At 34.9% G+C, this 22,365-nt stretch carries 16 protein-coding genes; all 16 read right to left on the bottom strand.

Annotation, left to right across the window (positions count from 1 at the left end):
- On the bottom strand, positions 1–2,554 hold a 2,554-nt coding region (locus tag BCR22_RS13610), incomplete at its 3' end, for a GW domain-containing glycosaminoglycan-binding protein (RefSeq protein ID WP_069655423.1).
- Positions 2,555–2,961: 407 nt separating this feature from the next.
- Entirely contained in the window at positions 2,962–3,786 is an 825-nt protein-coding gene (locus BCR22_RS13605) for a glycosyltransferase (RefSeq protein ID WP_069655422.1), read from the bottom strand.
- 14 nt (positions 3,787–3,800) lie between these two features.
- Complete coding sequence (locus BCR22_RS13600; RefSeq protein WP_069655421.1) at positions 3,801–5,195, bottom strand: sugar transferase; 1,395 nt, start codon at positions 5,193–5,195, stop codon at positions 3,801–3,803.
- A gap of 166 nt (positions 5,196–5,361) precedes the next feature.
- On the bottom strand, positions 5,362–6,516 hold the full coding sequence (locus tag BCR22_RS13595; protein ID WP_069655420.1) for an EpaQ family protein: 1,155 nt from the start codon (positions 6,514–6,516) through the stop codon (positions 5,362–5,364).
- A 28-nt stretch (positions 6,517–6,544) separates the two neighbouring features.
- The gene (locus BCR22_RS13590) at positions 6,545–8,506 is read right to left on the bottom strand and encodes a YfhO family protein (protein ID WP_240485890.1); all 1,962 of its coding nucleotides are present in this window, start codon (positions 8,504–8,506) and stop codon (positions 6,545–6,547) included.
- 43 nt (positions 8,507–8,549) lie between these two features.
- Entirely contained in the window at positions 8,550–10,694 is a 2,145-nt protein-coding gene (locus BCR22_RS13585) for a glycosyltransferase family 2 protein (protein ID WP_069655419.1), read from the bottom strand.
- A gap of 148 nt (positions 10,695–10,842) precedes the next feature.
- Positions 10,843–13,986 carry a glycosyltransferase gene (locus tag BCR22_RS13580; RefSeq protein ID WP_069655418.1) on the bottom strand — a complete coding sequence of 1,048 codons (3,144 nt, stop codon included), beginning with the start codon at positions 13,984–13,986 and terminating at the stop codon, positions 10,843–10,845.
- Positions 13,976–15,193 carry an ABC transporter ATP-binding protein gene (locus tag BCR22_RS13575; RefSeq protein ID WP_069655417.1) on the bottom strand — a complete coding sequence of 406 codons (1,218 nt, stop codon included), beginning with the start codon at positions 15,191–15,193 and terminating at the stop codon, positions 13,976–13,978. Before BCR22_RS13575 ends, BCR22_RS13580 begins: the two co-directional genes overlap by 11 nt.
- Positions 15,194–15,257: 64 nt before the next feature.
- A complete protein-coding gene (locus BCR22_RS13570; RefSeq protein ID WP_069655416.1) occupies positions 15,258–16,052 on the bottom strand; it encodes an ABC transporter permease in 795 nt (264 codons plus the stop codon).
- Positions 16,053–16,204: 152 nt separating this feature from the next.
- Positions 16,205–16,549: a hypothetical protein gene (locus BCR22_RS13565; RefSeq protein WP_069655415.1), complete on the bottom strand. Its 345-nt coding sequence runs from the start codon at positions 16,547–16,549 to the stop codon at positions 16,205–16,207.
- Complete coding sequence (locus BCR22_RS13560; protein WP_069655414.1) at positions 16,549–16,890, bottom strand: DUF2304 domain-containing protein; 342 nt, start codon at positions 16,888–16,890, stop codon at positions 16,549–16,551. The genes BCR22_RS13565 and BCR22_RS13560 overlap by 1 nt, the downstream gene beginning before the upstream one ends.
- A complete protein-coding gene (locus tag BCR22_RS13555) occupies positions 16,890–17,618 on the bottom strand; it encodes a glycosyltransferase family 2 protein (protein ID WP_069655413.1) in 729 nt (242 codons plus the stop codon). Before BCR22_RS13555 ends, BCR22_RS13560 begins: the two co-directional genes overlap by 1 nt.
- Before the next feature lie 30 nt (positions 17,619–17,648).
- The gene (locus BCR22_RS13550) at positions 17,649–19,532 is read right to left on the bottom strand and encodes a DUF2142 domain-containing protein (RefSeq protein ID WP_069655412.1); all 1,884 of its coding nucleotides are present in this window, start codon (positions 19,530–19,532) and stop codon (positions 17,649–17,651) included.
- Positions 19,533–19,631: 99 nt separating this feature from the next.
- Positions 19,632–20,474 carry a dTDP-4-dehydrorhamnose reductase gene (gene rfbD, locus BCR22_RS13545; protein ID WP_069655411.1) on the bottom strand — a complete coding sequence of 281 codons (843 nt, stop codon included), beginning with the start codon at positions 20,472–20,474 and terminating at the stop codon, positions 19,632–19,634.
- Positions 20,475–20,732: 258 nt separating this feature from the next.
- Positions 20,733–21,761, bottom strand: coding sequence for a dTDP-glucose 4,6-dehydratase (gene rfbB / locus BCR22_RS13540; RefSeq protein WP_069655410.1), 1,029 nt, complete (start codon positions 21,759–21,761; stop codon positions 20,733–20,735).
- Positions 21,762–21,785: 24 nt separating this feature from the next.
- Positions 21,786–22,358 (bottom strand): dTDP-4-dehydrorhamnose 3,5-epimerase, encoded by a 573-nt coding sequence (gene rfbC / locus BCR22_RS13535; RefSeq protein WP_069655409.1) that lies wholly within the window; start codon positions 22,356–22,358, stop codon positions 21,786–21,788.
- Between the last annotated feature and the right edge of the window lie 7 nt (positions 22,359–22,365).

Below are 22,365 nucleotides of genomic sequence, written 5' to 3'. Positions count from 1 at the left end.
TGCCGTGGTTTTGATTTGAACTTACTTTTGCTTTGAAGTTGACAGCTCGCTCATATTCAATTGCATCATACTTATCGAAGCCTTTCGCATCCATCCAGCCGATTACTTTTCCACCTAATTTGAATTGGTACCATGTGGCTTTTACTGTTTTCGCTTCTTTAATGATTTCAACATCTTTTCCAGCGTACGTTGGGCTACTTGCTAGTCTTGGGTTGTTGCCTTCCGTGTAATAGATTTTATTATAGATGCCGTGGTTTTGATTTGAACTTACTTTTGCTTTGAAGTTGACAGCTCGCTCATATTCAATCGCATCATACTTATCGAAGCCTTTCGCATCCATCCAACCAATTACTTTTCCACCTAATTTGAATTGGTACCATGTGGCTTTTACTGTTTTCGCTTCTTTAATGATTTCAACATCTTTTCCAGCGTACGTTGGGCTACTTGCTAGTCTTGGGTTGTTGCCTTCCGTGTAATAGATTTTATTATAGATGCCGTGGTTTTGATTTGAACTTACTTTTGCTTTGAAGTTGACAGCTCGCTCATATTCAATCGCATCATACTTATCGAAGCCTTTCGCATCCATCCAACCAATTACTTTTCCACCTAATTTGAATTGGTACCATGTGGCTTTTACTGTTTTCGCTTCTTTAATGATTTCAACATCTTTTCCAGCGTACGTTGGGCTACTTGCTAGTCTTGGATTGTTGCCTTCCGTATAGTAAATTTTGTTGTAGATGCCGTGGTTTTGTTTTGAACTTACTTTTGCTTTGAAGTTCACTGCCTTTTCATATTCAATCGCATCATACTTATCGAAGCCTTTCGCATCCATCCAACCGATTACTTTTCCACCTAATTTGAATTGGTACCATGTGGCTTTTGTTGTTTTCGCTTCTTTAATGATTTCAACATCTTTTCCAGCGTACGTTGGGCTACTTGCTAGTCTTGGATTATTGCCTTCCGTGTAATAGATTTTATTATAGATGCCGTGGTTTTGTTTTGAACTTACTTTTGCTTTGAAGCTGACTGTTTTCTCATATTCGATCGCGTCATAAGTGTCAAATCCTTTCGCATCCATCCAACCTACGACGACACCGTTTACTTTGAATTGGTACCACGTCGCTTTTACTGTTTTCGCTTCTTTAATGATCTCTACATCTTTTCCAGCGTACGTTGGGCTACTTCCTAGTCTTGGATTGTTGCCTTCCGTGTAGTAGATTTTATTGTAGATGCCGTGGTTTTGTTTTGAACTTACTTTTGCTTTGAAGCTGACTGTTTTCTCATATTCGATCGCGTCATAAGTGTCAAATCCTTTCGCATCCATCCAACCTACGACGACACCGTTTACTTTGAACTGGTACCACGTCGCTTTTACTGTTTTCGCCTCTTTAATGATCTCTACATCTTTTCCAGCGTACGTTGGACTACTTCCTAGTCTTGGGTTATCTCCCTCAGTATTGTAAATTTTGCTATAAATCCCATGATTTTGTCCACTTTTTATAATCCCTTTAACGTTTACATCTTTCTCATAATCTATAAGATCATAGGAATCTCCTGAACTTAGAAACAAATTATTATACGAAATATTGACATCAAATTTACCGCCTATTCCAGTATTAACATTTGGGAAAGTTACCTCTGAGGACCATTGCCATGCTGCATAATTTGTATGAAGTAAATTTGTATTTACAGGATTGTATGGATACTGAGCGACCCAACTATTCTGTAAACCTAGAACAGCTGTATCTAATATTTTTCTGTTGAACCAATCAAACATAGAATAATGAGCAACTTTATTATAGCCCCAAGCATTTAATCTATTTCGAAAAACTACTGAATTAGCCGTTACATTTCCTTCCGCCATCTGCGTTTGTTCTGCATCGTTTACCATCACCGTATTCTTAGACAGCCCTAACGCCGAAGCTTGGCTTGCAAAAAAGTCAGCTTCTGCTTCAGCCATTTTTGCATCAGAAAACCAACTATAATGATATACCGATACAGATAAACCAGCTTGTTTAGCATTTTCAATCTGAGTTTTTGCATATGGATTGACATAGGTCGTAAACTCCGTTAATTTTACAACAACTCCCGTTACTCCATAACTTTTCATTATATTGTAATCATTAACTGATATATTACCGTTGTGTGAAGATACATCGACAAAGTTGATTGACGGTCTATTCGGTTCTGTTGCCGTAAAATAAGGAACTGCAAGTGCATAAGAACGGAATTGTGGTGTTGCAACTAAGTCTGAACGTCGGTTAGGATCTGTCGGCAAAAAATCTGGATTTTTTTGCGCTTGTTTGCCCATTGGTGAATTATTGTTCTCAGTGATTTCTATATCTTGTGAAGAGTTCAGCTCCTCTTCTTTCGATTGATTGTCACTCTCCATTTGTGTTGAATTACTCGACTCTTCTGTCTCACTAATACTGCTTGTTGTTTCCGTTGTCTGTTCAGTAGAGCTTACTACTTCGGCATTTTCGTTTGCCCAAGCTTGAGAATTGAAACCAGTAATAGCAACAAGTACTCCTACTAAAATAAAAATTTTTTTCATCAAATATTCCTCTCATAATTATTTAACATGCCCATCAACTTATTCAAAATCCAACAGTTCATGATTTTATTCTTAAAATTAGTCGTATCAAATTTTTCAACTCGATTATTGGGTTCATTAAACATATTTTAGTTTGTTAAAAATTTTCGTATAAATGATATGGTACGGTTATAACTCAATGTTCATATGTATGTAGATTGGTCTTTAAACTATTTTATGTACAAGTTAAAACAGCTTCTAGCTACTCATAACTTTATGGTCACAATAATTCAATAAAACGTTAAATATTTATTAAATTAGAATCAGGATTCCTTATAAACAAGTGTATATTTTACAAGGAAATCCCTTCTAAAATGGCTGATAACACAACAGCGAAAGTAATCTTCTTATTTTAGCAACTTCTATCTTTAATTTCTAAGTTGTTTTTGATAAAACGAGCCTCTTAGTTTATTCGGCATTAAACTAATGATTATATGGACTAAAGAAACAAATAGTAAATCATTGATTTTCCCCAGACCCTTTTTGTAAATAATCCATCTAGCTTTTAGCCCTGGAATCAAGTAGGAAACTCCACCTCTTCTAGAATACATTTCAGCCCCTGTTCTTGCATAGACAAGAGTCTGTTGTAAGTTTAAACTTACTGAATTCTCTTTCAAAAGACGCACCCATAAATAATAATCTTCAAATCCTGGCAAAGGCTGATAATTTCCAACTGCTATGACTGCCTCTTTTTTGAACATTATTGTCATATGATTAAATGGATTTCTTCGTTTTGAATAGGTTCTAATTGCTTCATTACTTTCAGGCATATGTTTTCTTGCAAGCTCATTATCAGGAGTTCCTTCAAATTCAATAATATTTGAACCCAAGATCGTTAACTTGTCATTCTTCAAAAACTCTTGATATTGTACTTCTAAACGATTTTCTACCATAATATCATCTGTGTCCATTCGAGCTATCAAAGAATTTCTACACTTCTCTACTCCAATAGCTAAAGCCCTACCAAGCCCTTGGTTCTCTTCCAATGAAATCACTGTGAGTTGTTCCCCAAGCTTTTCTTTGTACTGCTGAATGATTTCATATAACTCATTCGTCAGTGGGCCATCTTCGACTAGCAGAATTTCTTCTGGTTGAGCCGTTTGGTTGATCGTACTTTCCATAGCTTGAATAAAGTATTCTGGTTTCTCTTTAACATAGATCGACATTAATACACTAACAGCTATCTTTTGCATTTTTTTCACTCGTTTCATTTAAATAAATCGATTTTGTTTTCGCTTAAAAAAGAAAGATCTTTCTGACTACGTTCAACCTCTTCTACACCTTGCGAGGATACCTTATCAAATAAAATTTTGATTGTTTGCAATAGTATTTTTAAATCCAACATCAAGGAATAGTTCTTAATATATAATAAATCGAAATTCAACTTACTATTGTAATCTGATGCGTATTTTCCATACACTTGAGCATATCCAGTAATTCCAGCTCGTACATTATGTCTTAGATAGTACTGAGGATTTTCACTATTAAATTGGTCAACGAAAAATGGTCTTTCTGGTCTTGGACCAACAATTGCCATATCTCCACGTATAACATTGATCAATTGAGGTAGTTCGTCGATTCTTAGTGCTCTTAAGTATTTACCCACAACTGTAACCCGACTATCATTACTTGTAGATAATACCGGACCTGATTTAGCTTCTGCAGTTGCAGACATGGTTCTAAATTTTAAGATAGGAAATTCTTTTTGATTTAATGTAATTCTCGTTTGCTTGTAAATGATTGGACCTGGAGAAGTTACTTTAACAAGAATAGCTGCTATTAGCATCAAGGGCGAGGCAATTACTAGTAGAACAAACGATAGAACAATATCAAATAATCGTTTAATAAAGTTGTCTTCCCCTTTTATTCTAAAGTCAGAAACTTCAATGATACTTTCATCTTCAAAGTTCATCATATTAGGTTTCAACATGATCAAATTCTCAAAACTTGTATTTAAAAACAATTTCTTTTCAGCCTTTGTAACGAGTTTATAAATTTTAAATTTTTCATTTTCATCAATGTGACTAGAAATATAGACAATGTCGATTTGATCCAGCAACTTCGTCAAATTATCATAATAATGATCTACAATAACCGTTGTCACTTGATGTTTTTTATTCTTATGACTAACGAAATTTTGAGCTGCTGATACAACACTTTCTTCCGTCCCTAGAATGACAACTTTTTTTATTGAACTAACTTTCAAATATAAAAAGTATACTAGAATTCGCCAAAGGCTCAGCAATACAATACTGACAATAAATGTATAAATCAGTACCGACCTTGGAAACGTAAACCAGCGACCAGCAAAGGTTATCGTCATTATGAACAGAATCGTTAGAAATTGCCCGATGACAGTCACAAAAATAATGTCATTGATCGTTCGATTATAAAAAACATATGCACCCAATAACAAATTTAAAAAGATAAAAAATAGCGAAATGTAAATAGCAGACTTTTCATATGAGACAAAATTATATGAAGGAATGTTAAATCCAAATTTAATCCAAAATCCAACCAATACAGAAAAATTGAAGACTAAAACATCTACAATAATAATCGCAATTCGCTTTGCATTATTCCATTCATTTTTAGTTGACATTTTTACCTTCCTTCCTAATGACTTAAAGTGTTGATATATTATGACTAAAATACTGTCTTTCATACAAAACTTCAAGTTTTATGTTACCATATTGCGTCTTAAAAAAAAACAACAATCTAATGATCAAACCAACTGGCTTAACGATGCTCCCTTAAATAAAACTTTCCTATTCTAAAGGGCTCTCTTCCGATTTCTGTAGTGCAATTCCTACAAAAGCATAAACAATAGGTATCCAGTAGTTGGCTAATAATGTTTCTTCCATCGTAGACTGGACACATATCGCCAAGAATCCTAGAAATAGGCTGACTTGAAATAATGAAAGATTTCTTTTTTTGCGTATATTTGAACTTAACAAGTACAACAGTACGCCAAAAATCAAGATATAGCCAATAATTCCATAGTTCCCTAAAACATAAATATAGCTATTATGCGTACCTAATGACTTCCAAGAAGCGGTAAAAGGTTCCATACCAATCAGCATATTTTGACTACTAGAGAACCACTTTTCAAAAAACTCTGCCCAAATTCTTTCTCTTCCCGTAAATAAATTAAGTGTATCAGATTTTGAAAAAGCGTAAAAAACGATTGGTCCTAAACTGAAAATCAGGCTAAAACAAGAGAGTAATACATAATTGTTTTGAAGTAATTTTTTAGGGATTACATTATCGATGAGTATAAATAATACCAACGCCCCCAATGAAGCTTTTGACTGACAGACCCAAATAGCCATCAATCCACTAGCATAGATTGGAATAACAAGCAATTTGAAATAGCCTACATTGAATGATTTTATTAAACTCGTCAGCATTATCACAGATAAAAGCAGTGTCATTCCAATTGTGTTAGTGTTGATCCAAATAGCTTCTAACTTATTGCTATTTTTCCAAATAGCGTCTGCTGGTACTAGTTTAGGCAATTCTGTATAGATCCTATATAGTGTTACCCCTAAAGATATACCTGTGATCCCACCAAGCAAGCCGAAATCTTGCTTGGTAAATCTTGCCTTTTTAAAGCAAAGTAGAAAAAGAATAATCAAAGGAATTGATACATTAATAAATCGATTACTATGTCTTATTGAGGAGGTCACTGTATAAAATATAAAAATACCACCTGCTAAAAAAATAAGTATCCAGTCATTTTTCGTAAGTTCTTTAACTTTTAACAACAAAACGAATACAATTGCCGCTGCTAAAAGATACACACTGTTTTCATAAATAAATGAAGTTGTTTTTGTTCCAATTCCCACCACCCACATTAAATATGAAGCAGCAATAGTAACCAGTAAAACTAGGTTACTTACCCTATTTAGGATTTTGTCCATATTAACATCCTTTCAACAGACCACTCAATTAGTAAATAACTTGATAAATATAAGCACCATTTGTGTCTGGTCCGTATAACTGTTTCAACTGAATTGTTTCTGTGGCAAATTTATCGATATTCTCATACGTTACTAAATACTTGATATTGTATTTTTTCAAGTCTTCCAATCCTAACCTAACCACAAAGGCATCCGCATTCAGCAATTCAAATTGTTGCTCGTTATTGCCAATTTCAACATAAATATGAGAGTAGCGATTATAAATATCTTCATGTTTCCCAGTTGGATCAAGTGGTTTCCAAGAATCCAGATTAGGGGTAAAAGCCGTTCCATTAAAAGTATGAACACCTAACATCGGTAAGTAGGCATGCATCATACGTTCACCTGCCCACACCTGGTTTGGATCTTTCTTCTCTATTTCCATCACTGATTGCGCAAGTTCCTTCTCATAAACAGCATTTACGCCCCTAGCCACAGGATTTACACCACTGCCGGTGAAAAGAACAACACCTACTAATACTAGTGAGAATAGATATTTTCGTTTATTGAGCAGAAGAAAAATAAGTACTCCAGCTAATACTAATATCATGATAATTTCAAGCTTACTCAAATACAATCTTAAATTTCCTGTATATAAGGCAAAAAAGTACAAGCCAAGATTAAAACCAACGATCAAAATTTGAGGCAGCAATGCTAATTTTTTCTGTTCCCAGATATAGTGAATGAACCAAATGCTTAGTAAAATCGCGGAAAAGCTGAAGGCTAGATAAGCTCGTTCTTCTGGCACATATGACCAAAGCGTAATCTTCGCAAAAAAAGTTGGGAAGCGAACGCTCATCCATATTAAATTAAATACACAGAATATAAATAAGAGGAATCCATAACTATTTTCCTTGATTTTCTTGTAAAATAGTACAGGTGACATCAATAATATAACGAAAAAGAAGTGATAAAAACTACTTAATTCTGAATTATTATTGTACACAACATCTTGAAACTGCATCTTCCAATTCGTTAAGAAGAGAAAAATATCTTTTTTGGCAAAATCACCACCAACAGATACTCTATTTCCAGGATAAATTGTATGCAAAACACCCATAAGTGAGTCCCAAGATGTAATCAGAGAAACTATAACGATCAAGCCTGTTATAAAAATAGCTAAACCAATCGAAACAGCATCAAATTTATCAAATTTCACTTTATGACGAAAGTCCATAAAAAATGCAATCAAGAAAAGCAAGATCAGATACCCAAACGGCACTTGAAGGGCTGGATATAATACCAGAATAAAACCTGATGCACAAATACTTGCAAGCAATGAAAAGAATATCCGCCAACGTTTATTTTCATGATAATAAAAATAATTATAAATCCCAACCAGAAAACCAAAAGTAAAAAAGACCAAATCTCCAACTGGAGAAACAAACCACCATTGAATCGCGGCTGAGAAAGGAATCCAAACACTTGTTAAAAGCGCTAAGTACTTATTTCTCTTTGTTAAAATAAGGCCTATTTCAAAGGACAATAACATCAATCCTATCAATTTGAGGCCCCAATACCATGATAATCCTCTTTCTTTTCCAAGAAGAACATAGCCCCAAGTAAAAGGTTTAGCAAGGGTTGCTAGATTTAAAGCTGGAGAGTTGTACCCAATGACCATATTTTGGCCATCTATTGTTATCATTTCATTATGATTTTTTAACCCAGTTTGCGTTTGCGATAGACTATAAGGTGTTTGAACCATCCATTCATCTGACCTTATTGGTCTTGGCTTGCCAAAGATTACTCCTTGTTTATCTGCCCCTTCAGTATAATCTGAAACATATTCATCCCACATATTGATTGAGCTACCATGTAATTTGAAGATCAAAATCAAAATAAACACGAGTAAAGCAAGCCAAAAACGAGCGTTGATCAGTTTATCTATTATTGTAATAAACTGATGCTTTAGATTGTTTCTTTTTTTCTCTTCTACTTGATTGAATTCCATCTCTAACTCCATTTCATCGTCACAAAAATTATTGATCCTGTGTCTAGTCTCTATATGAAAAATTAGGTATTTCTCTTGTAAGATTAGGATTATAAAACGGATCATTTTCGATCAAAGTCGACCATTTACGTTCCATCATCGCTTTTTCTTTTTCAAAGCGTTTTTTCTTTTTCCCTTTATCATCATATCCTCTGGTTTGAGATTCAAAATGATAGAGTTCCGCTTCATGTAACCAAACATTGTCTCGACCTAGTTCTTTTACTTTTAAGCAAAGATCGACATCATTAAATGCCACTGTAAATTCTTCATCAAAACCAGAAACTGCTTCAAAATCTTGTTTTTTTATTAAGAGACAAGCGGCTGTTACAGCTAGATAATCAACATTTAAGGCTAGCTTTCCAAAATAACCTAAATCCCCATGCGGATAGCCATAATGTCCATGCCCTGCAATTCCACCTAATCCTAAAATCACCCCAGCATGTTGAATCGTGTTATTTGGATATAATAATTTTGCCCCAACACAACCAATTCGTTCTTGTTGCGCAAAAGAAACCATTCGTTTTAACCAATCAGCGTTGATCACTTCAGTATCATTATTTAAGAATAAGAAATACTTCCCTCTCGCTTCTTTCGCTGCGATATTATTTATTTTAGAAAAGTTAAATGGAATATCAATCACGACTACACGAAAACGAGCATCAAGTTGTTGTGCGAAAGAGTCATACAATTCGTTCATTTTTTCATCTGTACTACCATTGTCTGCAATAATGATTTCATAATTTTTATAGGTCGTTTTTTCGATAATAGAAGACACACAACGTTTGACATCTTTATACCCATTCTTAGTTGGAATAATGATTGAAACCAAGTCTTCTGATTCAATATCGTAATAGACATCGTACAACCCATTTGCCCGACCATGAGTAGCATGCCCTTTGATTCCACGACGAACTAAAGCGTCTTGAACTGCTCTAAGCCCTGCTTCAAATGCGTACCCTTTTGATGATTGGTCAACAGCAGTTGACGTCGGCAACATACGCCAGTGATACAGAACTTTAGGAATATGTTTGATTCGAGCTTCTGTCGTCTTCTCAGTGAATCGAAGAACTAAATCATAATCTTGAGAACCTTCATACCCTTTTCTAAACCCACCGATTTCTTCAAGTATCGTTCTACGGTACACCCCAAGATGAGAAATGTAGTTTGTTCCCAACAATAAGTCAGGCGACCAATCTGGTTTAAAAGAGGGATCTGAACGATTGCCTTCCATATCGATTTTATCTTCATCGCTGTAAATTAAATCCAATTCAGGATTTTCGTTCAAAGCTTTGATAATTTCATAAAAAGCAATTCTTGGCAGCTCATCATCATTGTCTAATAATGCCACAAATTCTCCAGTGGCTATTGCTAATGCAGAGTTCGTTGCTTCACTGATATGACCGTTTTTAGGTCTGAAAACAACCTTGATTCGTTCGTCTGCATTCCTGTAATCTGTTAAAAGTTCTTTTACTTTAGGGTCTGTCGAAGCGTCGTCCGCCATACAAAGTTCCCAATTTGAATAATCTTGGATCAAAATAGAATCAATACAGCGTCGCAGCCATTTTTCTTCGACATTATAAACTGGCATTGCGATCGAAATTTTAGGTTGATAGCCAAAGGTACTGATTTCAGCTTTGATTTGCTCAAAATCGAACTGTTCATTTCGTTCTAACCAACTTGGATAAGAAGATTGGTTTCTGATTTTTTCGATTTTTACTCGTTGTATCGTACTTTTGATACCATTTCTTTTTAGATAACTAATGCCTTTATGTACTTTTGTCATCAATCTTGCCATCTTATCTTCAGTACCAGGAATTAAAGGATATTTTTTAGCTAAGTCTATCCATTCTGTTCTACTTGACTTTGAATCCTCTGAAACAAAATGAACTTCCAGTTTGTTTTTCTTTTGGATACCATCTAATTTTAGTTCAAATCCTGCTAAAACATCTGGATTTGCCTCATAAATCTGATTGACATCTTCCCTTAAAACACGCTTGATATCATAAGACGTTACTTGCTCTTGATTGTTGATTGAAATAACTGGAGAGGACTTTGAAGTTGTATTCAAAGCCCAGCCAGTTACCGTCAAATTATTTGTTTGTTTCTCTCGATAGATACTATCAATAATGATTTTTATCTCATCGTTCATGTTTAGCTCTCCTTGTATTTAGAGGTCCGACCTTCAATGCTTTAGCATTTAGCAATTGCTGCGATCGAAACGTAAGTGTAGTATCCGTTGTCTCTACGCAACTAAAGTGGCAGGAACAATGGCTCTCCTTATATTTAAAGATCTGATCTTACTGTCGTTTTGGATTTCTATAACAATCAACTAACTCTTGTTCAGACCATTTATCTGTTAACGCTTTGAAATTACCTTTTTTATCAAAATTTTGACTTTTTTCTTCTGCTTTGAAGATTGCATAAGAACAATAGATAATTTTTTTGTCTAGCTGTTTCGCAAATTTCAAGGATAAATCTACGCCCATGACATCTTTACCCAACTCTTCAGTGATACCAGAAACCGCAAGATAATCGGCTTTTCTAAAGATCATACAGGTTTCTGATGCCGCTTGAACGTTTCTTGGTAAAGCGATTCGATAATAATAACCTAAGCTCTTACCAGGTGTTCCTTGTTCTGGGTAAATCAACCGTTTTTTCTCCATATCAATAGACATACCAATATTTTCGATACGATAACGATAATCTACTACTCTCCCTGTTACGATACCCGCTGTCGGTTGTTGCACCATATTCATCATCTCAACAAGCCAGTTGCTTTTTGTTGGAACGAGACCAGCGTCCAAAAGAACTGTGTATTCACCATTCGTCGATTCAACCAATTCGTCTCTTGTTTGCCCTTCACTAAAAACGATCTTGTTACTCGATGACTTAATTTTTTCTTTCATCGATTTCGGCAAGACGATCTCGTAGTTTTCGTAGATTGTTTTTTCAAGTAATTTTTTTAGATAATCATTGATATCTGTCGTATCATTGGTAATCACGATTGATACTTTAGGTATCGTATCATAAATATAATTAATTTTATACGAGCCATAGAATTCAGCAATTTCCACAGTTGCTTTGATATTGCGACGATCCATTGCTGCTTGTACTGCACGTTGCCCAGCAACATAGGCGTACCCTTTACTTTCAGGATTCAAAGCGGTTGATGACTCAATCGCACGCCAATGGTACATCATACCTGGGATATGAGCGATATTTTCTGCATTCTCCGTAGCACGTAAGACAAAATCGTAATCTTGAGCACCGTTAAATTCTGTTTTTAACCCACCTGTTTTATCCAATAAAGAACGTTTTATCACAACGAAATGTGTAATGTAATTATGGTTTAAAATCAGCTCAGAATTCCATTTAGATTTATAGAATGCATTGAAACGCTTGCCACTCTCCGTGATTTTATCTTCATCTGTGTAGATAAAATCGATTGTTTGATCTTCATTTAAAGCTTTAACAACTTCGTACAACGCTTGTGGAGCTAATTCATCATCATTATCCATAAATCCGATATAATCACCCGTTGCAATCGTTAATGCTGAGTTTGTTGCTTCTGAGATATGACCATTTTCTTCACGATAAATGACTTTGATGCGATCATCTGCATCCGCATATTTTTTAAGTAAAGGCTTGATGTAGTCACTTGGTGATGCATCATCGGCTAAACATAGCTCCCAGTTTTCATAGTATTGATTTTGAAGGGAAGACACACAGGCATCTAGCCATTTTTCTTCGACATTATAAACAGGAACCGCTACAGAAATTTTAGGCTGAAATTGAAATGTTTTGATTTCTTCTAAAATAGCTGAAGGATCGACTGGTGTTTCTTGTTGTTCTTGACGTTTAAAATACCATTTCATCGAGCCGATAAGTCCACGTGTCTGCACAGAGCGCAGCGCGCGTTGAATCTTATTCCCAGGTTGAACCATATTAGGTTTTTCTAAGCGATATTGTAATTTCCGACCGTTATTAGCTGCAATATTTAAGAGGTAAGTTGGTTGATCGTCCGGATCGATCACCTCAATCACGAAGCCATACTCTTGATCGCCTTTTAGTTCAAACATGTCGATAACATCTCTTCGGTATTCTTTTGTTACAGAATATTCAATAGCTACTTCAGCCGATACATTAAAATCAATAGGTAACTTATCTTCTTTAGAATATGCCCAACCGCGAATCACAGTCTTCTTCTCTTCAACATGACGCACGATATCATCGATATTCAGTGACACGAGTGAATCAAATTTACTGATGGATACTTTTTTATACTTTGTCATTGTTTTTCCACTCACCATTGATCCTGTATTTTTTGCCTGATTATTTCCTGCTTTTTGCTCAATTGCATAATCAATCAGTCCATGAACTGTATCAGAAAAATTACCTTCGTATTTGTAGTCTATTGTGATTGTCATTGTTTTTCCAGCAATTGTTTTTCCATCTACTTCCATGACAGGTACTTGAATGTCAGAGAAAAAATAGCGTGCTTCTTTGTTGTAAACAGCATTTGTCGCACTAGGCTGTATAGCTGTTCCGGAAACCGTCAATTCGATATCTATTACTGCTCCCGTCAGGCTTGGGAAAATTTTCAATAACTTGATATTTTTTGGAATATCGATCGTGAATGTTTTATTTTCACCTGACACGTTATTAAGTTGAACATCAAATTCTTTTTGCTCTTCTTCACCGCAGTCATATAGGAAATGAATATTCTTCCTATAGCTTGAATTTTCAGGCACTGTACGAATCGGATGTGCCACAGGTTGGGCAGAAAGTGCGTAAAAATACTGATAGACTTCCCCAAATGGACGCGCTTTAAAAGCAGCACGAACTTCCACTGGCAAGTCTTCATAGGTAGATTCAAGTTCATTATAGCCCACTTCATTGAGTGTAAAATCCTCTTTGGCAATAAACAAACCAATTTCTTCGAAAAGTTTTTCAAAGCCGCTTTGAACGAAGAAAGACTTATGTGTTGCATCAAGTAAGCCTGTTTCACGCCAATCTAATTTATTATTAAATAGATCGATCAAAACAGAATTATGTGCAATATTTGGGAATGTGATCAAGATTTGTCCTTCTGCACTTAAAAAAGGTTTCACTTTCATAAGTGCATTTTTAGGATCCATTAAATGCTCTAACACATCCGCAAAAATAATATAATCAAAGGTTTGCCCTTCAAAATGTTTCGTCCAAGCTTCTTCATCGATATTGCCATAAAAACCATCATTAGAAAACTCTTTGACGTGATTATATAGCTCTTTATCAAGTTCAACGATTGAGACATAACAATTTTTCTCTTCGATCAAATACTTCGTCATTCGACCATTTCCTGGACCGAATTCTAATACTCGACTATTCTCTTTAATTTGGGCAACGATTTTACCAACACTGGTACTCTCGTCAACTTCCATTTCAAAATCATATTTCATCTTTAATAGTATCCTTCCATTCATGATCTAAAATGACAATGCCTTCGCCTGCATAGCGACCACTAATAAACATGTTAATGTATTTCGTTTTGTAAACCAAAGGTACTGTGGCGTGTTCTTCAAAGAAGGCAATATCAAAGTAATATTCACCTGTCAAAAGAGACATTTTCCCGTATTCAAGATAAAAGACATTTTTGCCTTTTTTCCACGGGATTTTGACGCCATCCAACAATGTATTCAGTCCACAAACATAATTATTGTCGACTGTTCGAATCGCAACACCACAAACAGGTGATTTGATGGCATCATTTTTGACAGTATACTCTAATTTTACAATGACCTTCTCATCTTGATTAACAATCTCTAATGGCTCCAAAGCGTAATTCAATAAGGTTGCTTTATCGATCTCGATAATATCTGGAACTGTTTCTTCATTTTGGATTGTTTTTTCGCGGTCAACCGTTTTGATTGATTTTTTCTTCAAGAAGTTTTCGTAGTTTGTCGTTACATCCATCGTATCTCCGTATTCAACAACTTCTCCATTTTTCAACCAAAATGTGCGATCACAAAAACGACGAACAGAATTAACATCGTGAGAAACAAAAAGAATTGTCTTACCGGAATTTTTGATTTCAGTAAACTTCTCCATACATTTCAGTTGGAATTCTAAATCGCCCACCGCTAATGCTTCGTCTACGATCAAGATATCAGGATCAACATTGATAGCTACAGCAAAAGCTAAACGGACAAACATCCCGCTTGAATATGTTTTGACCGGTTGATACAAATGATCACCGATATCAGCAAACTTGATAACATCCTCTACTCGTTCTTCCATTTCTTCTCTAGAAAAACCAAGAACCATTCCATTTAGAAAAATATTTTCATAACCAGAATACTCTGGATTGAATCCTGAGCCTAATTCCAATAATGCTGAAATTTTCCCGTTGATTTTCATAGAACCAGAAGTCGGTGTTAGGACACCTGTAATTATTTTAAGAATCGTTGATTTACCAGAACCATTTTCTCCAACAAATCCGATCATTTCGCCTTTTTCTATTTGCATCGTCACATCTTTTAACGCATAAAAGAGTTCGTGATATGTTTTTTTCATTGGATTCAGAGCTTCTTTAAAACGATCAGATGGTTTTTTGTACATATTATATGTTTTAGTTATATTCTGTATATCGATTGCATATTCTGACATTGTTTAATCTCCTTGTGTTTATCGATCACATATTTCAGTATGTTTTAGCTCTACTGGGTCCTGTTTATAATACATCTGAAAAATGTGGTTTCAAACGTCTAAAGACTGTAGACCCAATTAATAAAAGAACTATTGTAAAGCCCCAGAAATACAAGCCATACTGCCAATGTTCCCAGAACCAAGCTCCACCTGTAAAGGAATCACGATAGCCTTTGATAATATAATATAGCGGATTTAGTTTTAGCACTTGCTCAATCCAACCAGATGGCTGCCATAAGATTGGCAAGGTCCACATAATTGTTTGCATCGCTACATTAATAAATTGCATAATATCTGGTAAAAACGGTTGGGTAGAAGCTGTCAGCCATGTTACACCTGTCAAAAAGATAATGAGACAAAATAGATAATAAATCAACTGTAAGCTTTGCAACGTTGGGTAAATACCACTTAGTGACGTAATCCCAAAACCAATTACAATAAAGAATAGGTGTGTATATAAGCTAGATAAAATCTTTGATGTTGGTAGAATCTGTACGTTAAAAACTACTTTTTTTACAAGGTAGCTGTATTCCTTAAACACGTTGGTTGCAGACAGCAATGAATCCGAGAAAAAGAACCATGGAATCAAACCTGTAACGAGATAGACAATAAACGGAAACTCTTCATTAGCTCCCCGAGGTCGTATTTGCGAAAAAACAAACCAATAGGTCAACACAGTTACTAAAGGCGTAATAAATGCCCAGATGATCCCTAGTGCAGAACCTGCATATTTTGATTTAAAATCGTTAAACGAAAACTGTATTAATAGCTTTCTATTTTCAAAAATATTTTTAAAAATGGATAGTGTTTCTCGTATCATTGACTCTTTTCCTTTCCTATTCCCATCGCTTTTATATTTCTACTAAAAATAAGCTGCATAACATTACTAGTTTAAAGAATATGCGCACTTTTTTCAAGTTATGTAAGTATTTTCTTAAGATTTAAACTCTAAACGTTCATTTTAAAGGCTTTTTACTTGGCGATTTGAATAATAACAATCCCTAAAATAATCACACATGTCCCAATAACGGTCCCAAGGGAGACTTGTTCTTGCAGGATAAGTTTAGAACCTATTAACACAGCAATATTGGTAAAGGCAACGCCCATAGGAACAATATAAGATACTTCTGATTTGCTGATAATGACCATCCACAGAACAAAACTAAACATGTAACATAAAAAGCCTATGATTGTTGTGAAAGACATTGAAAAAGAAAAAACAGCATTCGTGATTTGAATTGAATTTGCCTGAGAACCTAATTTCACTAAAATCAAACCTGAAGTTGATAATACAACATATATTAAGAATAATAACATTATTTTTTCTCCTTTTTATCTTTCAATATTGAAAGTTCTTGAATTAACAGTTTTAGTTGGTTTTGCTGTTTTGATAACAACGCAGAATTCTTGATTTCAATAAACAGCAAAACAAAGATTGCAGCGATGATTAAAAAATTAGAGGTTGTTTCAAATCCTAACAATTTGGCAAACCATTCTGGTAATTTAGGAAAAAGAGCAAAAATCACCAAACCCGCCGATATAAACAACCACCTAATCGCATTTTTTAGCAAAAAAATATTTTTATTAATCGAACGAATAATATAAATAAAAAAGAGCAACGAGAATAGTAACATTTCAATTCTTAAAATTGGGCTCATTAGTCTCCCTCCCGCATAAAACCTGAAACAATGATTGCAATACTTACTTCAAACATATATTTGACCGAAGTAAACGAACGAATCGATGATTGACCACCTGATCGTTCCATCATATTAACAGCAACTTCCTTGATTTTGAATTTCTTTTTAAGCAGATGTACAGTTGATTCGGGTTCTGGATAACTCGTCGGATACTTTTTAGAAAAATAGCTGATGATTTCCTTATTGCAAGCACGATACCCAGAAGTTACATCATATATTTTTTTCCCTGACGATAGATAAATCAAAAAAGAAAGAATTCTAATCCCGATACGACGCATAAAGGTTGTTTGGAAATCTGCTTTTTGGTTTGGTAAAAACCTTGAACCAATTACGAAATCAGCTTCTTTTTTGATTATCGGTTGTACGACTAAGTCTAAACTGTTGATATCATGCTGTCCATCCCCATCAAATTGAACCGCAATATCATACTCGTTTTCTTCAGCATACTTATATCCCGTTTGAACAGCTCCACCGATCCCCAAATTCATCACTAAATGAACCGCATTAATTTCATTTTTTTCTATAATTGCTTGTGTTTTATCAGTTGAACCGTCATTGATTACGACATAATCAATTGTATAGGAATAGTGATGACTATTCTCTTTTTTAAATGATTCAATAGACGTAATTGTATTTAATATATTTGATTCTTCATTATATGCAGGAATAACTAAAAGAACGCGCAAAGTAACTCCTCCTTTACCAATTAGTAACTATTAAGAATAGTATTTTATTAAAATTTGAATAAAAACAAAGATAAGCAACAATAAACTGCTAAAAAAAGCTATTTTATCCATTGATTGTTCGCTATACTTAGATTCTAACTTTCTTGACGTCAACATGTACGTGGCTAAAAATGCCATTGGGGTTAGATAACGTGCCTGATATCCATCCACTTTGTCGGCTCCCACTGGTGTGAATGTCATGTAAAGTGCTGTTGCACTTAGAATAATCATACTTAAAATAGAAAAACCAACAATCATTTTTTCTGTTATAGTAAAATAAACATTTTTTTCTTTTTGAATTTCTTGATAATCGAACAAACATAAGAACACCCATACACATATATTTAGAAGAGTAACGAACGGATTAATCACGAGTACGTACCCCATTAAGCCAAATGTTGCAGATAAGTAACTTATGCTGTTTGATGAAAAGAAAAGAGTTAGCATTTTAAGATAACTGATTGGATTTTTTATAATTCCAACCGTTTGTTTATCAGAATCAACGTTCGGTAGTCTCCATTGATTGATCCCCATGTCAGCAGAATACTTGTAAACTAAAAGAGCGACAATAAATAATATTATAGATAGCGTACTATATAAAATCCACTGGGCTTTTTTATTTTTAAAATTTTCTCGCCTTAATAAGAAAAATAAAACTAACACAGGTGCATATACAACTTTGATAATGATCGCCATACTAAAACAACTGGCAATCAAGATAAATTCTGACAATTTTATATGGGACTTTTCATAACGAATTCGCATGATCTGGGCAAAACCTAACATGACCACGCCCACTAGTAGTGCATCTACCCCAACTGATGCTGCGAGATACAACATAACAGGTTGAACTGCAAAAAACGCCATTACCCTCTTACCATAAGGCATTTTTTTGATTGAAAAAAACGCTAGCAATCCGTATGCTACTACATTAAAGATTCTAGCAAACCACACATAAAAAATCATGGGTAGCTGAAAGAGCATCGCTACTTTTATCCCGATTCCGCTAAATATATAGGAGAGAAAGGGGTAGGTTACTGCAGAGGTCTCTTTTTTCTCTTCTATTGTTACTGAGGTTTCTTTGGTTGTATTTTTATTATACATATCTCTGAACTCTTCATAGGCAGTGTAAGGTTCTTCCTTATACATCGATTCAAACCCTGCAGGTAATTCCAGTTTATCTCCATTTTCGAAGAATAAATTTCCCTCTGCTACAGATATACTCTTCAAAATATGAGCCCGTTCATCCATTGTTTGTCCTACTGGCATAAGTATGGATAGCAATGAACCAAACAAAATGATCGTTAAGAAAGCAAAATACTCATAACGATTTTTAAATGTCCCCTTCGCAATCAAGACAACAAATATAACGAACGATACCAAAACAAAAAAGCGAATCACATTAAAATGAAACTGATTTGTTTTCTTCATTTCTGAAACTTGAAATTCTCTATCCCCGACGTCAATAAAGGATAGGGTTAACGGCTTCGTTTGATCTGTAAGTTTAATTACTTCTAGCGAATGTTGAATCTTTCGTTCACCGTAATTTGTTTCTGGACTAGTTATTTTTATTTTCGCTTCTGGGCCTTCGGCAACGGATGTAATGAAGGAAAGCCTGGTCGCCTTACTTTCAGTATTTGGAATAATTATTTTGCCTTGAACAGTTTTATCAATCAGCTTATAGCTATTTTCTCCTGTTTTTTTTATATTCTCAAGCGTTACATTCGTTACATCTTCACTAACATTTCCATATCTAAAATAGGAGAAATTAAATACAAACATCTCAATTAGCAATACAACAAACACACTACTCAATAATATTATCAGCCACTTATATAGATTCTTTTTCTTTTTATCCATAGAAATGTCAGCCATCTTACTCCACCCTTTTCATTCATTTACTCCTCAATTAGTAACAAAAATACCTAAAGAATAGAAATGCCCTAACCATTTCTATTCCTTAAATTCTTTTTATTATTTTGAAAGGGAGGCAAGCATACTTTCTAATGCCTTTTCCCAAGTCGGAATTTCAAAACCTAACGCCTTCGTTTTAGTAAGATCCATTACTGAATACTTTGGTCTAGTCGCTTTTTGTGGAAATTGGCTTGAATCTACTGGGAGAACTTCTACATCTGTATTCTTTAAGATTTCTTTAGCAAATTCATACCAGTTGCAACTATTATCATTTGAAAGATGATACACGCCATAAGGAGCTTCTTCTTTTACAACAAAAACCATAAATTCAGCTAATGTTCTAGTCCAAGTCGGACGGCCGAATTGATCGTCAACAATAGTCAATTGATTGCGTGTTTCCGCTAATTTTTGCATTGTGAAGACAAAATTATGTCCATATTGACCAAACACCCACGAAGTACGGATGATGTAATATTTTTCCAGGATATCCTGAACAATTTGTTCCCCTAGTAATTTCGTCCGACCATACTCGTTTTGAGGATTTGTCTGATCATCAGTTTTGTACATTTCATCTTTTTTAGTCCCATCAAATACATAATCTGTACTGATATAAACCAAGGTTGCATCAACTGCTTTAGCCGCAATGGCTACGTTGCGTGTACCCTCTACATTGATTTTCTCATCTAGTTCTTTGCCTTCGTCCTCCGCTTTGTCCACAGCTGTATACGCCGCACAATGATAAATCAATTTAGGCTTCAAATTAGTGATATAAGCCATTGTTTTCTCTGCATCTGTAATATCTAATTCTTTTGAATCTGTGGAAACGTATTCCATTCCTTGTTCGTCCAATAAATGACGCAACTCCGTACCAAGTTGCCCATTACCACCGGTTAAAAGTATCATTTTTGTTTCCTCCTCGTAAATTTAAAAGCATGACGGGCTCATTTTATCTTGACTGAAAACGGATAAAATCAACCTATTTTTGCTTCTATCCGCTATCCATTCGTATTTAGAGCGTGGAGCAAAACCAATTTTTAGGTTTGTTCCACGCTCAACAACTCATTATTGTAATCATACTCGGTTAAAATCTGATGTAATCGAAGTGTAGCAGAATAGTTACTGAATACACCGTTTATCTGGATTCTATAATCCAGTCACGATTTATTGACCGTTTTTCGCATAATTGGCTTCCACAGCAGCTTTGTCTGCTTCCCACCAACTTGAATTTTCTGTATACCATTTGATTGTATCAGCTAAACCATCACGGAAATTAGTAAATTCTGGCGTCCAGCCTAATTCTTCACGTAATTTTGAAGAATCGATTGCATAACGTAAATCATGACCTGGTCGATCATTTACGTGTTCGTATGCATCTTTTGGTTCACCCATTAATTCCAAAATTAATTCCATTACAGCTTTATTATCTTCTTCTCCGTCTGCGCCAATCAAGTATGTTTCACCAAGTTTTCCTTTTGTTAGGATCGTCCAAACAGCTGAAGAATGATCATTTGTATGAATCCAATCACGAACATTTTTACCCGCACCGTATAATTTAGGTGTAATTCCGCTTAAGACATTGGTAATTTGACGTGGAATAAATTTTTCAATATGTTGGTAAGGTCCGTAATTATTTGAACAGTTCGAAATTGTTGCTTTTAAGCCAAATGAACGTCCCCACGCTTTTACTAATAAGTCTGAACCTGCTTTTGTTGATGAATATGGGCTTGAAGGGTTATAAGGTGTTTCTGCTGTGAATTTTTCCCCTTCCCCTTCACCATGTCCTGGCAAGTCTTCACGTAAAGGTAAATCACCATAAACTTCGTCTGTTGAAACATGATGATAGCGTACATCATGTTTTCGACAAGCTTCAATCAAAGTATACGTACCAATAATATTTGTTTGCACAAATGGAAACGGATCATTCAGGGAATTATCGTTATGAGATTCTGCCGCATAATGAACCACTGCATCAGTATTTTGAACCAAGCGATCCACTAATTCAGCATCCGCGATATCGCCAACGACTAATTCAACACGATCTGTTGGTAGTCCTTCAAGGTTTTTCTTATTTCCTGCATATGTTAATTTATCTAATACCGTGACATGGACTTCTGGATGATTGTTCACGACATAATGAACAAAGTTTGATCCAATGAAGCCAGCTCCACCAGTAACAATGATGTTTTTCATCTTCAAGATCTCTCCTAAATTTTTTTAGATTTCACCGTAAACAAAAGGATTTTCTGATTCAAATTCTTTTAAGGTTGGATGATTTTTATCTTTTTCAGAGGTAATTGCTTTTTGAATATCTATCGGCCAATCAATCGCTAAATCTGGATCATCAAAGGCAATACCACCATCTGCAGGTGCATTATAGTAATTATCGCACTTATACATAAAGTTAACATTTGGAGTCAACGTTACAAAGCCATGGGCATAGCCCTTCGGTACCAATAATTGACGATGGTTATGTTCAGATAAAATATATCCTTCCCATTGTCCATATGTTGGACTACCTTTGCGGATGTCAACGATCACATCTAAAACCGCACCTGTTACAACACGAATTAGTTTTGTTTGAGCTGCTTCACCTTTTTGAAAATGCAAGCCACGTAATACGCCCGCTTCGCTTGAAAGAGAATGGTTGTCTTGTACAAAGTCAAAATCTAATCCTTTTTCAGCAAATTTTTCTTTAGAATAGCTTTCAGTAAAAAAGCCGCGGTGATCGCCAAATACGTCCATCTCAATGATTTTTACATCTTGCAATTTTGTGTCAATAACGTTCATTCTAATC

Origin of the sequence: Enterococcus plantarum (genome assembly GCF_001730295.1) — a bacterium.
GTDB lineage: Bacteria > Bacillota > Bacilli > Lactobacillales > Enterococcaceae > Enterococcus_L > Enterococcus_L plantarum.
The sequence above is the reverse complement of the archived record's forward strand: the minus strand, read 5'-3'. Positions and strand labels throughout refer to the sequence as shown.

Excerpts from the sequence above, each read along its gene's own strand:
- BCR22_RS13605 (WP_069655422.1), bottom strand. The coding sequence starts at position 3,786 with ATGCAAAAGATAGCTGTTAGTGTATTAATGTCGATCTATGTTAAAGAG.
- BCR22_RS13600 (WP_069655421.1), bottom strand. The coding sequence starts at position 5,195 with ATGTCAACTAAAAATGAATGGAATAATGCAAAGCGAATTGCGATTATT.
- BCR22_RS13595 (WP_069655420.1), bottom strand. The coding sequence starts at position 6,516 with ATGGACAAAATCCTAAATAGGGTAAGTAACCTAGTTTTACTGGTTACT.
- BCR22_RS13590 (WP_240485890.1), bottom strand. The coding sequence starts at position 8,506 with ATGGAATTCAATCAAGTAGAAGAGAAAAAAAGAAACAATCTAAAGCAT.
- BCR22_RS13585 (WP_069655419.1), bottom strand. The coding sequence starts at position 10,694 with ATGAACGATGAGATAAAAATCATTATTGATAGTATCTATCGAGAGAAA.
- BCR22_RS13580 (WP_069655418.1), bottom strand. The coding sequence starts at position 13,986 with ATGAAATATGATTTTGAAATGGAAGTTGACGAGAGTACCAGTGTTGGT.
- BCR22_RS13575 (WP_069655417.1), bottom strand. The coding sequence starts at position 15,193 with ATGTCAGAATATGCAATCGATATACAGAATATAACTAAAACATATAAT.
- BCR22_RS13570 (WP_069655416.1), bottom strand. The coding sequence starts at position 16,052 with ATGATACGAGAAACACTATCCATTTTTAAAAATATTTTTGAAAATAGA.
- BCR22_RS13565 (WP_069655415.1), bottom strand. The coding sequence starts at position 16,549 with ATGTTATTATTCTTAATATATGTTGTATTATCAACTTCAGGTTTGATT.
- BCR22_RS13560 (WP_069655414.1), bottom strand. The coding sequence starts at position 16,890 with ATGAGCCCAATTTTAAGAATTGAAATGTTACTATTCTCGTTGCTCTTT.
- BCR22_RS13550 (WP_069655412.1), bottom strand. The coding sequence starts at position 19,532 with ATGGCTGACATTTCTATGGATAAAAAGAAAAAGAATCTATATAAGTGG.
- rfbD (WP_069655411.1), bottom strand. The coding sequence starts at position 20,474 with ATGATACTTTTAACCGGTGGTAATGGGCAACTTGGTACGGAGTTGCGT.
- rfbB (WP_069655410.1), bottom strand. The coding sequence starts at position 21,761 with ATGAAAAACATCATTGTTACTGGTGGAGCTGGCTTCATTGGATCAAAC.
- rfbC (WP_069655409.1), bottom strand. The coding sequence starts at position 22,358 with ATGAACGTTATTGACACAAAATTGCAAGATGTAAAAATCATTGAGATG.